Raw genomic sequence first — 12,988 nt, 5'->3', positions numbered from 1 at the left:
CCTGCTCGCGGCGCTCGCGGATCTCCTCGACCCGCTCGCGGAAGGACTTCTCCTCGGCGTCGTCGCCGCCCGCGTCTCCGCCCTGATTTTCGGTGGCGTTGCCACCCTGTTCCTCGCCGGCGTCGGCGTCGTTGGTCTCGTCGTCTGCCATGAGTCTCGATTCGGTAGCCCGGCCGAAAAGGGTTGTTGCTCCGGCTCTCGACGGTGCGTTTATGTCGAGGTAACCGATCGCGGCGCCCGCTCCCCGGTCGCCCTCCCCCGGACGTCAGGCTCGGATCAGCCGGTGGCAGTTCGGACACTCGGTCGTCTCCGCGTCGCGGCCGACGGCCGGGACGCGGGCGCCGCAGTTCGGACACCGCGTCCGACTGCGCGCGTACTCGGTGCTCGACGGGACTGGAGACCGGTCGCTATCGCTCATACGACCGTGTCAACGATTATCATACTAATGAGTTGCCACTATATACCTAAAACGTCACAGAGGGATTAACACGGAGTCACGAGGCCGTTTTCGGTCGTCGGCTCGCCTCGGCCGATCAGTCGTGTCCGGAGACCCGGACGGGCTCGTACGGCTCCTCCAGCCACTCGACGTCCGACCCGGAGAGGTCGATGTCGAGGGCCTCGACCGCGTCTTCCAGGTGTTCGACGCTGGTCGTTCCGACGATGGGAGTGTCGACCCACTCCTTGCGGAACAGCCACGCCAGCGCGATCTGCGCCATCTTCACCCCCTTCTCGTCGGCGAGCTCCGCGACGCGCTCGTTGACCGACGGACCGCCGCCCTCGCGGTAGGGGTGCTCGTAGAGGTGCTCTTCCGTCTCTCCGCGGAGCGTGGCGTCGACCGACTCGTGCGGTCGGGTGAGGTAGCCGCGCGCGAGCGGGCTCCACGGCATCACGCCGATCCCCTCCTTCTCGCAGAGTGGCAGCATCTCGCGCTCCTCCTCGCGGTACGCGAGGTTGTAGTGGTTCTGCATCGTCGCGAAGCGTTCGTATCCCTCGCGGTCGCTCGCGTGTAACGCCTCGGCGAACTGGTGGGCCCACATCGAGGAGGCGCCGATGTACCGCACGTCGCCGCGCCGGACGGCGTCGTCGAGCGCCGCCAGCGTCTCCTCGATCGGCGTGTCGTCGTCCCAGCGGTGGATCTGATAGAGGTCGATCGTGTCCATCCCGAGCCGGTCGAGGCTGTGCTGTAGCTCCTGTTCGATCGCCTTCCGCGAGAGCCCGCCCGAGTTCGGGTTCGACTCGTCCATCTGGAAGTACCCCTTCGTCGCGACGACCGTCTCCTCGCGGTGGCCCTCCAGCGCCTCGCCGAGGACGCGCTCCGACTCGCCGTTCGAGTACATGTTGGCGGTGTCGAAGAAGGTCACCCCGAGTTCGATGGCGCGTTCGACGATCGCTTTCCCCTCCTCCTCGTCGAGGACCCACTCGCGCCAGTCCGGGTCGCCGAAGCTCATGCAGCCGAGACAGATCTTCGACACGGTCGTGCCGGTGTCGCCGAGCGTGGTGTACTCCATACGGCGACCAGACAGACGCGGAGTAAAAAGGTATCCGCGCGGGTGAGATCGCCGCGGGGGCGATCTACTCGTTGCGGAACGACGCGGTGTACACGAGGAACGCGCCCGTCAGGATCACGAACGCCAGAAACGTCACGAGCGCGAGCACGTTCGCGACCGGGGCGAGAGTGTCGAGGAACGGCTGTCCGGTCGAGTCGAGAACGAGCACGGCGAGGAGGGCGGCGATCAGACCGAGGAGCCAGTTTGTGAGTATTTCGTCCACGGCTCTCCCCTCGTCGAGGGCGAGTAAAAAGGAGGGTGTTGTGGCTCGGCCCCGACCGTCCGGCCCACAGACCTACGTCGACCGCGCCCGTGAGGTAGTTCATGGGCGACCGACCGATTCAGTGGCTGCTCGGCGACCAGCTCAACCCGGAGCTCGACGCGCTCAACGACGCCGACGAGGTGCTGTTGATCGAGGCGCACGGCTTCGCCGATCGGAAGCCGTACCACGCCCACAAGCTGACGCTCGTCTTCTCCGCGATGCGCCACTTCCGTGACGAGCTCCGCGAGCGCGGTCACGAAGTGACGTACCTACGGGCGGAGTCGTTCGGCGAGGGACTCGACGAGTTCCTGGCCGATCGGTCCGATCCCGATATCCGGCTGATGCGCCCCGCGAGCCACGGCGCGGGCGAGCGCCTCCGCGGGCTCGTCGCCGAGCGAGGCGGGTCGTTGGAACTGCTCGACAACGAGCTGTTCTGGACGACGCCGAGCGACTGGCGCGAGTGGGCCACCGGACCGGAGGGAGGGTGGGAGGACGGGTCCCTGCTCGCCGACGACGGGACCGCCGAGCGCACGTACCGACAGGAGAGCTGGTACCGCCACGTCCGCCGCGAGACGGGCGTGCTGATGGACGGCGACGAGCCGGTCGGCGGCGAGTGGAACTACGACGACCTGAACCAAGAGACGCCGCCGGACGACTGGGAGCCGCCGGAGCGGCCGCGGTTCGAGCCCGACGAGCTCACCCGCGAGACGCACGCGTGGGTCCGCGACCGGTTCGACACGTGGGGCGAGGAGGCGCTGGACGGGTTCGCGTGGCCGGTCACCCGGGAAGAGGCCCGAGCCGCACTCGACGCGTTCGTTCGGGAGCGGCTGCCGTCGTTCGGGCGGTACGAGGACGCGATGGTGACGGGCGAGCCGTTCCTCTCCCACTCCCTGCTCTCGGTGCCGATCAACCTCGGGCTCCTCGACCCGCGCGAACCGGTCCGGGCGGTGGAGGCCGCCTACGAGCGGCGCGGGGTCGAACCCGGAGAGTACGACCCCGACGACGACCCCGCGGCGGGCGGCGGCTCGGGGACGACGCTCGACGCGTTCGCCGCGGGGGGCGAGGGACGCGCCGGCGGTGCGGGGAGCGAGAGCGACGACCCCGACCGCCCGCCGGTCCCGCTCAACGCGGCCGAGGGGTTCGTCAGGCAGGTGATCGGCTGGCGGGAGTTCATGCGGCACGTCTACCGCGAGGCGATGCCGGAGCTGGCGGCGGCGAACCAGTTGGACCAGACCCGGGAGCTCCCGCCGGCGTACTGGGACGGCGACACCGACATGACCTGCCTGTCGGAGGCCGTCGGCCACGTCCGCGAGCACGGGTACGCCCACCACATCGAGCGGCTGATGCTGCTCTCGAACTTCGCGCTGATCTACGGGGCCGACCCCGCCGAGCTGAACGAGTGGTTCCACCTCGGCTTCGTCGACGCGTACCACTGGGTGACGACGCCGAACGTCGTCGCGATGGGGTCGTTCGGCACCGACGTGCTCTCCTCGAAGCCGTACGCCTCCTCGGGGAGCTACGTGAACCGGATGAGCGACCACTGCGCGTCGTGTCCGTACGCCGTCTCCCGGACGACGGGCGAGGGCGCGTGTCCGTTCAACGCCCTCTACTGGGACTTCCTGAAGGAGAACGAGGAGACGCTCCGCGGGACGGGGCGGATGGGACTGATGTACTCGCACGTCGACGGCAAGGACGACGAGGAGTGGGCCGCGATCCGCGAGCGGGCGGCCGCGGTCCGAGAGCTGGCGGCGAACGGAGAACTGTAGGAGGGTCGCCGCGACGTCGCGTCGGCGCTACTCGCCGCCTGCGAGCCGCTGCAGGCGGGGAAGCGCCTGTTCGTAGCCGAGTCCGACGACGCCGACGTACAGCGCGAGCAGTCCCATCCCGATCGCCCACGCGGCGAGCACGAGGTCGCCGCCGGAGGCCGCCGAGAGTCCGAACCGTTCGAGGACGACGCCGATCGCCGAGGCCGCGCCGGCCCCGACGACGACCGCGATGAGCTCAGCCAGTTCGACCGCGACCGCGGGCAGTTCGACCATACCGGCACGCCGTGGCCGCTGAATATCATTCTTTCGGGAGCGTCGCGAGGCGGCGGCGACCGGAGACGCGGGCGCCGATCGCCTGACTGCGGTCACTTGAGTCCGAACATTCGCATCGCCGAGTCGGCGACGCCCTTCGCGATCAGTCCGAGCCCCGCCAACAGGAGGGCGATCCCGCCGCCGACGACGGGGTCGTAGGCGGTCAACAGCCCGACCGAGAGGAGGACGAGGAGGACGCCGACGATACCGGTGGATCCGAGCGTGTCGCGCATACCCGCCGATCGCCGCCGCCGGCGTTTAAAAAGGGCGCTTCCGCGAGGAGAGCGGCCCTTTTATTTCCGGGAGCGCGTATCACCGCGTACGCATGAGCAACGGAGACGGCGACGGTCGAAACGACCTCCGGATGCCCGACGAGGACGAGGTGTTCGCGGAGGTCGTCGAGATGCTCGGCGCGAACCGGGTCCGGGTCCGCTGTGCGGACGGGAAAGAGCGGACCGCGCGTATTCCCGGGCGGATGCAGAAGCGCGTCTGGATCCGCGAGGACGACATCGTCCTCGTCGAGCCGTGGGACTGGCAAGACGAGAAGGGCGACATCGCGTGGCGCTACGAGAAGAGCGAGGCGGAGCAGCTCCGCGAGGAAGGCCACCTGCAGTAGCGCGAGCGCGGGTCAACCGCGAAGCGAGCCGTCGGCCGCGTAACTGCGGCGCCGGCCGCGGAGCCGTCGGCACCGGCGCGCCGCGGCGGCGACGAGCGACCGGCGCCCGCCGCACGGTTCTTAAGTCCGAACGGCCCCGAGCGAGCGTATGCTCCGGCTCGCGATGACGACCGACGCGGAGACGTTCGACCGGGTGCGGGAGCCGCTCGCGGACCGCGGCGTCGCCGTCGAACACGTACAGGCGAAAGAGCGGTCGCTCCGCGTCGCGGGCGGAGAGGGCGACGGGGGCCAGAGCGGGATCGAAGGGGACGGCGCCGAGGCGTTCGACGGCTTCGACGTCGGCTTCGTCTACCCCTCGCGGCTGATGGAGGGGGCCGTAGTCGACGCGCGGCTGTCGGTGCCGTGGGTGAACGGCCGGGACGCCGTCCTCGCATCGCGGAACAAGGCGGGCGCGCTCGCCGCGCTCGACGACGCGGGGCTCCCGACGCCGCGGACGACGCTGGTGTCGAACCCCGTCGACGAGGCGGTCGTCACCGAGGCGGTCTCGTCGTTCTCGTACCCCGTCGTCGTCAAGCCGAACTCCGCGACCCGGGGCGTCGGCGTCGCGACCGCCGGCGACCTCGACTCCCTGTTGGGGGTCGTCGACTACCTGAACCTCGTCCACGACTACCGCGCGACCGGCGACAAGTCCTACCTGATCCAGGAGTTCCTCCCCGACGCCCGCGACTACCGGGCGATGGTGGTCGACGGCGCCTACGCCGGCGCGGTGCGGCGAGAGCTCCCCGCGGACGCCAGAGAGCGGGGCCGGTGGAAGCACAACGTCCACCGCGGAGCCGAGGCGACCGGGGTCGACCTCCCCGAGCGCGCCCGGGAGCTGGCCGAACGGACCGCCGACGTCCTCGGGATCGACTACCTCGGCGTCGACCTGCTCGAGACCGACGACCGGCTCGTCGTCAACGAGACGAACGCGCGCCCGACGGTGGACGCGGCGACGAAGTACGAGCCCGGCTTCTACGACCGGCTCGCGGGGCTCGTCGAGCGGACGGCGGCGGGAGAGAACTGACCGGGAGACCGCGGCGACCCGCTATTCGAGGTCGATCGACGCGGAGTCGTCGTCGCGGTCGAACGTGACCTCGAGGACGCCGTTGTTGAACGTCGCGTTCGCCGAGTGCTCGTCGACGGGGACCGGGAGGTCGACGGTCTCGTCGTACTCCCGCCGGTCCGAAGCCGCCGAGATGGTGAGCGCCTCGCCGTCGCACTGCAGTGAGAGCTCCTCCTTCGAGACGGCCGGGAGGTCGGCGACGAGCCGCACACCGTCGTCGGTGGCGTACGCGTCGACGTGCGTCGCCGATCCGAAGCCGGCGTCCTCGGTGCCCGGTTCGCCGCCCGCCATCTCGTTCATCATCCGTTCGATCTCCTCGAAGAAGTCTCCGAACGGATCGTCACGGTCGTCTCTATCCATATCTCACGTGAAGGCGGTGACCCCGATAAGCCTTCTGTCGGCCGCCGTATTGGCCGGCACGGACCGGCGCCGCGCGCGGGCCGGCCCGGCGTCAGCGGCCGGAATCGAGACTGGGGATCGACACCGTACGTAACGAAATCGAACGATAGTGACTATCTCAGGCCGACTCGGTCGGATTTAAGTATCTGCGGCTCGGCTTTTTCGGATATGAGTAAATCATATCTCACTGCGGCCGAAGACGTGAGCGATGACGAGGTCGTGCGAGTCGGACTCAACGGGTTCGGTCGCATCGGGCGGAACGTGTTCCGCGCGGTGCTGGAGTCGCCGCGGATCGAGCTCGCCGGCGTCAACGACGTGATGGACTTCGACGACATGGCGTACCTCGCGAAGTACGACACCGTCATGGGCCGGCTCGACGGCGTCGAACGCGAGGGCGACTCGCTGACCATCGGCGGCACCTCGGTCCCGCTGTACAACGTGCAGGACCCCGCGGACCTCCCGTGGGACGAGCTCGACGTCGACGTCGCCTTAGAGTGCACGGGCGTCTTCCGGACGCGCGAGGACGCGAGCGCGCACCTCGACGGCGGCGCGGACACCGTGATCATCTCGGCGCCGCCGAAGGGCGAGAAGCCGGTCAAACAGCTCGTCTACGGCGTCAACCACGACGAGTACGACGGGGACGACGTGATATCGAACGCCTCCTGTACGACGAACTCCATCACGCCGGTCGCGAAGGTGCTCGACGCGGAGTTCGGCATCGACGCCGGCACCCTCACCACCGTCCACGCGTACACCGGCTCGCAGGCCCTCATCGACGGCCCGAAGGCGAAGACGCGCCGCGGGCGCGCGGCCGCCGAGAACATCGTGCCGACCTCGACGGGCGCGGCCGGCGCGGCGCAGCAGGTCCTCCCGCAGTTGGAGGGGAAGATCGACGGGATGGCGATGCGCGTCCCGGTCGCGAGCGGCTCGATCACCGAGTTCGTCGTCAGCCTCGACGAGACCGTCACCGCGGAGGAGGTCAACGCGGCCTTCCGCGACGCCGCCGACTCCGGCCCGCTCGCGGGCGTGCTGGGCTACACCGACGACGAGGTCGTCTCCAGCGACATCGTCGGGCTCCCGTTCTCCAGCTACGTCGACCTCGGGTCGACGAACGTCATCGCCGGCGGGAAGCTCCTGAAGATCCTCACCTGGTACGACAACGAGTACGGCTTCTCGAACCGGATGCTCGACATGGCCGCGTACGTCCGCGACGAGGCGTAAGCGGCAAACGTCCCGCCTCTCTCCAAAGACGCCGCGCGTCCCACGGAATAGCCCCGGCGGCGACGTTGCCCCGAAGGACCACCGCTTAAATATCTCATCGACGACCGTTCACCCATGCCCGCCTTCGACACCATCGACGACCTCCCGGCAGACTCGCGCGTCCTCGTTCGGCTCGACCTCAACTCGCCGATCGAGGACGGAGAACCGCAGGACAACCGCCGCTTCGGGCGCCACGCGGAGACGGTCCGCGAACTCGCCGAGGCGGGCCACCGCGTCGTCTGTATGGCCCACCAGGGGCGCCCCGGCCGCGACGACTTCACGTCGCTGTCGGGCCACGCCGCGATCCTCGCCGAGCACGTCGGCCGCGACGTCGCCTTCGTCGCGGACACGTACGGGGAGACGGCGCTGGACGCGATCGATGATCTCGACGCGGGCGAGGCCCTCCTGCTGGAGAACACCCGGATGTGCGACGACGAACTCCCCGAAGAATCGCCCGAGGAGAAGGCCGAGACCGAGTTCGTTCGGACGCTCGCGCCGCGCTTCGACGCGTACGTCAACGACGCGTACTCCGCGGCCCACCGGAAGCACGCCTCGCTGGTCGGCTTCCCGCTCGCGCTCCCCGCGTACGCCGGGCGAGTGATGGAGACGGAGTACGAGGCCAACACCGCCATCGCGACCCGCGAGTTCGACGGGCCGGTGACGATGGTCGTCGGCGGGACGAAGGCGACCGACGTGATCGGCGTGATGGACGCCTTAGACGACCGCGTCGACCGGTTCCTCCTGGGCGGCGTCGCCGGCGAGCTCTTCTTGCGCGCCGCGGGCCACCCGGTCGGGCGCGACGTGGGAGGGATGGACCTCTTCGACGAGCAGTGGGAGGGGAACCGCGAGCTGATCGAGTCGGTGCTCGACGAGCGCGGCGACGCGATCCACCTCGCGACGGACCTCGCGTACGAGGGGCCGGACGGCGACCGCGCGGAGGTCGCCGTCGACGAGATCGACGAGAAGACCGCGGGGTACCTCGACGTGGGGTCGGAGACGGTCGCGGCCTACGAGCCGCTCATCCGCGAGTCCGGCGCGGTGTTCGTGAAGGGGGCGCTCGGCGTCTTCGAGGACGAGCGGTTCGCCGACGGCACCGTGGGCGTGCTCGAAGCCATCGCCGAGACCGACTGCTTCTCCGTCGTCGGCGGCGGGGACACGTCGCGCGCCATCGAGATGTACGGCCTGAACGAGGCCGACTTCTCGCACGTCTCCATCGCGGGCGGGGCGTACATCCGCGCGCTGACGGGCGAGCCGCTGCCGGCCGTGGAGGTCCTGGAGGCGGCGGCCGAGCGGCAGTAGGGCGGGCCGGGGTTCCGCCCTCGCGGTCGAACTACTCCTCGTTGAGGTCGAGGTCGAACTGCTCGTTCTCCGTCACCGCGTTGAGCACGACGCTCGTGTTCGACTCGCGGATGTCGGCGTCGGTGAGGATCGACTTGATCTGGTCGTTCATCCCGTCCGTGTCGGTGAACTTACCGATGGCGATCACGTCGTAGTCGCCCGTGACCTCGTAGACGCTCACCATCTGTTTCTCCTGGCGGAGCTTCTCCGTGACGTCGGGGAGCGCGCTTCCTTCGACCTTCAGCTGGAGCACGGCGGTCACGTCGTAGCCGAGTTTGTCGTAGTCGACGATGGGTGTGTACCCCCGGATCACGCCCTCGTCCTCGAGATCTCGGAGGTGGTTCGAGACGGTCGTCACTGACACGTCGAGCTCGTCTCCGAGGCTCCGGAGGCTCGCGCGGCCGTTGCTGAGAAGGGAGTTGACGAGTTTGGCGTCGAGGTTTTCGTACGTCATCACACCTAACCATGCGTTCGGGGGTTTATAATTTTACGAACGTCCAGCAGTATTGCCGGACTGGCGGTTCATGCACCAAGCGATAAGGCCTTTATACTGGCAGATAACTAACGAAGCGTCCAGAACATGACGGACGAACACGCGAAACCAGACGGCGGCCTCACGGCCGAAGAACAGGCGGTACTCGACGAGATCGATGAGAAAAACGTCGACTTCCTGCGGCTCCAGTTCACCGACATCCTCGGGGTCGTGAAGAACGTCTCCGTGCCGGCCCACCAAGCGGAGAAGGCGTTCACCGAGGGGATCTACTTCGACGGCTCCTCGATCGAGGGGTTCGTTCGGATCCAGGAGTCGGACATGCGGCTCGTTCCCGACCCCGACACGTTCGCGGTACTCCCGTGGCGGCGCGACGAGAACGGCTCCGCCGCCGCCCGGCTCATCTGCGACATCGTCGACACCGACGGCGAGCCGTTCGTCGGCGGCCCGCGTCAGGTGCTGAAGAGCGTCCTCGCCGAGGCCGAGGAGATGGGGTACTCCGTCTCCATCGGTCCCGAGCCGGAGTTCTTCCTGTTCGAGAAGGACGACGACGGCAACGCGACGACGATCCCTCACGACAACGGCGGCTACTTCGACCTCGCGCCGAAGGACCTCGCGTCCGACGTGCGCAAGGAGATCATCTTCACGTTAGAGGAGATGGGCTTCGAGATCGAGGCCTCCCACCACGAGGTCGCCGAGGGCCAACACGAGATCAACTTCAAGTACGCCGACGCGCTCACGACCGCGGACAACATCGCGACGTTCCGCGCCGTCGTCCGCGCGGTCGCCGAGCAGCACGACCTCCACGCGACGTTCATGCCCAAGCCGATCGCCGATATCAACGGCTCGGGGATGCACAGCCACATCTCGCTGTTCGACGAGGACGGCAACGCCTTCGCCGACGACGACGACGAGTTCAACCTGAGCGAGACCGCCTACCAGTTCATGGGCGGCATCCTGAACCACGCGAAGGCGTTCACGGCCGTGACGAACCCGACCGTGAACTCCTACAAGCGCCTGGTGCCCGGCTACGAGGCGCCGATCTACGTCGCCTGGTCCGACACGAACCGCTCGGCGCTCGTCCGCGTCCCGGACGCGGCGGGCGTCTCCGCGCGCTTCGAGGTCCGCAGCCCCGACCCGTCCTGTAACCCCTACCTCGGGATGGCGTCGCTCATCGCCGCCGGGCTCGACGGGATCAAGACCGACGCGGACCCGGGCGACCCGGTCCGCGAGGACATCTACGAGTTCGACGACGAGAAGCGTCAGGAGTACGGCATCGATACGCTGCCGCCGAACCTCGGCTCCGCCGTCGAGGAGCTGGAGACGGACGAGGTGCTCCAGGAGGCGCTCGGCCCGCACACCTCCGAGAAGTTCGCCGAGGCGAAGTCTCAGGAGTTCAGCGAGTACCTCACCCAAGTGTCGCAGTGGGAGGAGGACCGGTACCTCGAGACGTTCTGAGATAGCCGGCGTCCGCCGCTTCGGATCTCCGTTCTCTTTCAGTTGTTCTCGTTCGACCAGTCGCTCGCGTTACGGTCCGGCCGGACCGCGCCGAGTCGCGCCGGCAGCGCCGGGACGGCGACGACGGCGACGACCGCCGCGGTCGTCGCGGCCAGCGTGACGACGAGCGAGTCGGCGAGCGCGTACGCGCCGACCCAGAGCGCGCCGGTGACGGCGAGCGCCGGGACCGCGATCCGGACCGGAACCACCGGTTCGTCCCCGGTGACGAGCCGCCAGCCCGCCGCGCCCCCGATCCCGGTAGCGATGCCGATGCCCGCCTCGACGACCTCCTCGGCGTTTCCGTCGGCGAGCGCGACGCCGACCGCCGCGAGCGAAACGACCGCGGCCAACAGGAACGCCGGGGTGGGGTCAAGCTCGGCGGTCGGCTCGCGACTCACCGAGGACGGACCGCCGCGGAACCGAGGGTCGCCGGCGAGCCACAGCGCGACGGCGACGACGACCGCGCCGAGGAGGAGGCCGGCGAGCACGTCGACGAGGTAGTGTACTTCGATTACCACCCGGGAGGCGGCGACGGCGACGGCGATGGCAACGGCCGCGAGCAGGCGCCTCCCGTCGGTCGACGCGCGGTCGTACACCAGCGCCAGCGCGAGGTACGCCGCCGCGCCGCCGGTGGCGTGGCCGCTCGGGAAGCCGAAGCCGTCGGAGAGCACCTGCGCCTCGTACCACCCGACGAGCAGGCCGGGGAGCCACGTCGGCACGTCGGCCGGTCCCATCGCGCCCGGGGGTCGGGGGACAGCGAACCACGCCTTGCCGAGTGCGACGGCGGCGTACGCACAGGTGACCGCGGCGATGGCGGTCGCGCCGGCGCGGCGCGGCGAGGCCGCGAGCCGATCGCCCGCGAACCAGTAGCCGACCGCCAACAGCCCGAAGAGGAACCACGGGTCCGCGAGGTGGGTGACGGCCGCGAAGACGACGACGACTATCTCGGGGAGCGCGTCGACGAGGGCGGCCTCGCCGAGCCCGCGCTCCGCGGAGACGAGTCCGGTCATGGCCGAGTACTCACTTCAGTCGTCGCCCCGGTCGCGGGCGTAGTCGAGCGCCTTCCCGGGCGTTTCGAGCAGGTTGAGACCGATGCCGACGATAATGAAGAGCGTGTACAGTCCGAGCGTCGACAGGCCGAGGATGAGCATCGCCGCGATGGCGTAGAGCCCGTCGAGAAAGGAGAACGCGCCGAGTATCAGCACCGTCCCGTACAGCAGCACGAGATACGGTCCCCAGCCGCGGGCGTGGCCGCGTCGCATCCGGGACCGGACGTAGCGTTTCAGCTCCGACTCCACCGCGGGCTTGTCGACGGTGCGCCGCTCGACGTCGTCCTCGAACTCGTCGAACTCCGCCCGCAGTCGCCCGACTTCCTCTTGAAGCGCCGCCACGTCCGGCGCGCCCGCCGGCCGTCCCTCGTCGCCGGCGTCGCCCGCGCCGTCCGACTCGCCGTTCATACCCGTGGGTCGGTCGCGGTCGTGTTGTAACTGCCGGTCCGCGGCGTGGTCGATCGCGGCCGATCCGCGTCCGAGGCCGGCGCCGCTCGCGGGGGGCGCCCCGTCTCGACCGGCCAGCACGACGTTGACCACCCCGCCGACCACGACGACGACGGCGGCGAGGTAGAGCCACGTGACGAGCAGGAGAACGCCGCCGATGACGCCGTACACCTGAAACTGCCCGGCGCTCGCGGCGTACACCTGAAAACCGGCCTGCAGCAGCGTCCAGCCGACCGCGGCGACGACTGCGCCGGGCAGCGCCTCCCGGATCCCGATGCGGGGCTGGGGAAGCAGGTAGTACATCGGGAGGAAGACGATGGCGAGAAAGCCGGGCAACGCGAAGATGCCGGCCACCTCTACCGCCGGGACCGCGTCGACGGCCGCGATGGTCGCGCCGACGACGAACATCACGCCGATACCGACGCCGACCGCGAGGACGACCGAGGCGGCGTCGGTGAGCTGTTTGGCGAAATCCGGCGGCTCCTTGATGCCGTACAGCTCGGCGAACGCCGTATCGAGGCCGCGGAACACCTTCAGCGTCGACCAGAGCAGCACCGCGACGCCGAGCACGCTCGCACCGGTCCGTCCGCCCGCGGAGGAGATCGCACCGGTGACGGCCTCCTGACCGGCGGGCGTAAGGAAATCCCCGGCGCTCGCGACCAACTCGTTGGCGATCACCTCGCCGAAGACGGCGGTCGCGACGACCACGAGCAGCAGGAGCGCGGGGATCAGCGAGACGAACGCGTAGTAGGCGATCGCGGCGGCGAGGAACGTCACCTGTCGGTCGATCGCGACGTCGATGACGCCTCGGACCGTACCGAAGGCGGTCGAGTGTCTGGGCACGCTCTCCGGTTCGGCCGATGGCGACAAAAGCGAGGGGGATGCCGCCGAGGGTGATGTTAA

The 12,988-nt window shown here is 69.2% G+C and carries 15 protein-coding genes; 6 read left to right on the top strand and 9 right to left on the bottom strand.

Going from position 1 to position 12,988, the window contains the following annotated elements:
• Positions 1-265: 265 nt before the first annotated feature.
• From DJ81_RS19130 to DJ81_RS06395, 3 genes are all read right to left on the bottom strand, one after another.
• Positions 266-418, bottom strand: coding sequence for a hypothetical protein (locus DJ81_RS19130; RefSeq protein ID WP_170938261.1), 153 nt, complete (start codon positions 416-418; stop codon positions 266-268).
• A gap of 115 nt (positions 419-533) precedes the next feature.
• The gene (locus DJ81_RS06400; RefSeq protein ID WP_094589021.1) at positions 534-1,508 is read right to left on the bottom strand and encodes an aldo/keto reductase; all 975 of its coding nucleotides are present in this window, start codon (positions 1,506-1,508) and stop codon (positions 534-536) included.
• Between the two features lie 64 nt (positions 1,509-1,572).
• Positions 1,573-1,770 carry a hypothetical protein gene (locus tag DJ81_RS06395; RefSeq protein WP_094521984.1) on the bottom strand — a complete coding sequence of 66 codons (198 nt, stop codon included), beginning with the start codon at positions 1,768-1,770 and terminating at the stop codon, positions 1,573-1,575.
• Positions 1,771-1,871: 101 nt separating this feature from the next.
• Between DJ81_RS06395 and DJ81_RS06390 the strand changes: the two genes are divergently transcribed.
• Positions 1,872-3,575 carry a cryptochrome/photolyase family protein gene (locus DJ81_RS06390; RefSeq protein WP_094589019.1) on the top strand — a complete coding sequence of 568 codons (1,704 nt, stop codon included), beginning with the start codon at positions 1,872-1,874 and terminating at the stop codon, positions 3,573-3,575.
• A 27-nt stretch (positions 3,576-3,602) separates the two neighbouring features.
• On the opposite strand, the gene DJ81_RS06385 is transcribed toward DJ81_RS06390, so the two are convergent.
• Positions 3,603-3,848: a hypothetical protein gene (locus DJ81_RS06385; protein WP_094557695.1), complete on the bottom strand. Its 246-nt coding sequence runs from the start codon at positions 3,846-3,848 to the stop codon at positions 3,603-3,605.
• A gap of 92 nt (positions 3,849-3,940) precedes the next feature.
• Positions 3,941-4,120: a hypothetical protein gene (locus tag DJ81_RS06380; RefSeq protein ID WP_094521981.1), complete on the bottom strand. Its 180-nt coding sequence runs from the start codon at positions 4,118-4,120 to the stop codon at positions 3,941-3,943.
• A 92-nt stretch (positions 4,121-4,212) separates the two neighbouring features.
• On the opposite strand from DJ81_RS06380, the gene eif1A reads away from it, so the two are divergent.
• A complete protein-coding gene (gene eif1A / locus DJ81_RS06375; RefSeq protein WP_094521980.1) occupies positions 4,213-4,503 on the top strand; it encodes a translation initiation factor eIF-1A in 291 nt (96 codons plus the stop codon).
• Positions 4,504-4,651: 148 nt separating this feature from the next.
• On the top strand, positions 4,652-5,566 hold the full coding sequence (locus DJ81_RS06370; protein WP_094589017.1) for a RimK family alpha-L-glutamate ligase: 915 nt from the start codon (positions 4,652-4,654) through the stop codon (positions 5,564-5,566).
• A gap of 21 nt (positions 5,567-5,587) precedes the next feature.
• Here DJ81_RS06370 and DJ81_RS06365 read toward each other — a convergent pair whose 3' ends face one another.
• Positions 5,588-5,965: an Hsp20/alpha crystallin family protein gene (locus tag DJ81_RS06365; RefSeq protein WP_094521978.1), complete on the bottom strand. Its 378-nt coding sequence runs from the start codon at positions 5,963-5,965 to the stop codon at positions 5,588-5,590.
• A gap of 207 nt (positions 5,966-6,172) precedes the next feature.
• Here DJ81_RS06365 and gap point away from each other — a divergent pair, with 207 nt between their 5' ends.
• Positions 6,173-7,225, top strand: coding sequence for a type I glyceraldehyde-3-phosphate dehydrogenase (gene gap / locus DJ81_RS06360; RefSeq protein ID WP_094521977.1), 1,053 nt, complete (start codon positions 6,173-6,175; stop codon positions 7,223-7,225).
• Positions 7,226-7,339: 114 nt separating this feature from the next.
• Complete coding sequence (locus DJ81_RS06355; RefSeq protein ID WP_094527995.1) at positions 7,340-8,563, top strand: phosphoglycerate kinase; 1,224 nt, start codon at positions 7,340-7,342, stop codon at positions 8,561-8,563.
• 31 nt (positions 8,564-8,594) lie between these two features.
• Here the strand turns inward: DJ81_RS06355 and lrp are convergent, their stop codons facing one another.
• On the bottom strand, positions 8,595-9,056 hold the full coding sequence (lrp, locus tag DJ81_RS06350) for an HTH-type transcriptional regulator Lrp (protein WP_094521975.1): 462 nt from the start codon (positions 9,054-9,056) through the stop codon (positions 8,595-8,597).
• Between the two features lie 126 nt (positions 9,057-9,182).
• On the opposite strand from lrp, the gene glnA reads away from it, so the two are divergent.
• Positions 9,183-10,550: a type I glutamate--ammonia ligase gene (gene glnA / locus DJ81_RS06345; RefSeq protein ID WP_094521974.1), complete on the top strand. Its 1,368-nt coding sequence runs from the start codon at positions 9,183-9,185 to the stop codon at positions 10,548-10,550.
• A 38-nt stretch (positions 10,551-10,588) separates the two neighbouring features.
• Here glnA and DJ81_RS06340 read toward each other — a convergent pair whose 3' ends face one another.
• Together DJ81_RS06340 and DJ81_RS06335 are read right to left on the bottom strand one after the other, a co-directional pair.
• Entirely contained in the window at positions 10,589-11,599 is a 1,011-nt protein-coding gene (locus DJ81_RS06340; RefSeq protein WP_094589015.1) for a phosphatase PAP2 family protein, read from the bottom strand.
• Positions 11,600-11,614: 15 nt separating this feature from the next.
• On the bottom strand, positions 11,615-12,928 hold the full coding sequence (locus tag DJ81_RS06335) for a YihY/virulence factor BrkB family protein (RefSeq protein WP_094521972.1): 1,314 nt from the start codon (positions 12,926-12,928) through the stop codon (positions 11,615-11,617).
• Between the last annotated feature and the right edge of the window lie 60 nt (positions 12,929-12,988).

This window comes from Halorubrum sp. Hd13 (assembly GCF_002252755.1).
Lineage (GTDB): Archaea > Halobacteriota > Halobacteria > Halobacteriales > Haloferacaceae > Halorubrum.
This window is presented reverse-complemented; position numbering and strand designations above follow the sequence as displayed.

What these genes read in the sequence shown, in the direction of transcription:
- DJ81_RS19130 (WP_170938261.1), bottom strand. Translation starts at nt 418, where the DNA reads ATGAGCGATAGCGACCGGTCTCCAGTCCCGTCGAGCACCGAGTACGCG.
- DJ81_RS06400 (WP_094589021.1), bottom strand. Translation starts at nt 1,508, where the DNA reads ATGGAGTACACCACGCTCGGCGACACCGGCACGACCGTGTCGAAGATC.
- DJ81_RS06390 (WP_094589019.1), top strand. Translation starts at nt 1,872, where the DNA reads ATGGGCGACCGACCGATTCAGTGGCTGCTCGGCGACCAGCTCAACCCG.
- DJ81_RS06385 (WP_094557695.1), bottom strand. Translation starts at nt 3,848, where the DNA reads ATGGTCGAACTGCCCGCGGTCGCGGTCGAACTGGCTGAGCTCATCGCG.
- DJ81_RS06380 (WP_094521981.1), bottom strand. Translation starts at nt 4,120, where the DNA reads ATGCGCGACACGCTCGGATCCACCGGTATCGTCGGCGTCCTCCTCGTC.
- eif1A (WP_094521980.1), top strand. Translation starts at nt 4,213, where the DNA reads ATGAGCAACGGAGACGGCGACGGTCGAAACGACCTCCGGATGCCCGAC.
- DJ81_RS06370 (WP_094589017.1), top strand. Translation starts at nt 4,652, where the DNA reads ATGCTCCGGCTCGCGATGACGACCGACGCGGAGACGTTCGACCGGGTG.
- DJ81_RS06365 (WP_094521978.1), bottom strand. Translation starts at nt 5,965, where the DNA reads ATGGATAGAGACGACCGTGACGATCCGTTCGGAGACTTCTTCGAGGAG.
- gap (WP_094521977.1), top strand. Translation starts at nt 6,173, where the DNA reads ATGAGTAAATCATATCTCACTGCGGCCGAAGACGTGAGCGATGACGAG.
- DJ81_RS06355 (WP_094527995.1), top strand. Translation starts at nt 7,340, where the DNA reads ATGCCCGCCTTCGACACCATCGACGACCTCCCGGCAGACTCGCGCGTC.
- lrp (WP_094521975.1), bottom strand. Translation starts at nt 9,056, where the DNA reads ATGACGTACGAAAACCTCGACGCCAAACTCGTCAACTCCCTTCTCAGC.
- glnA (WP_094521974.1), top strand. Translation starts at nt 9,183, where the DNA reads ATGACGGACGAACACGCGAAACCAGACGGCGGCCTCACGGCCGAAGAA.
- DJ81_RS06340 (WP_094589015.1), bottom strand. Translation starts at nt 11,599, where the DNA reads ATGACCGGACTCGTCTCCGCGGAGCGCGGGCTCGGCGAGGCCGCCCTC.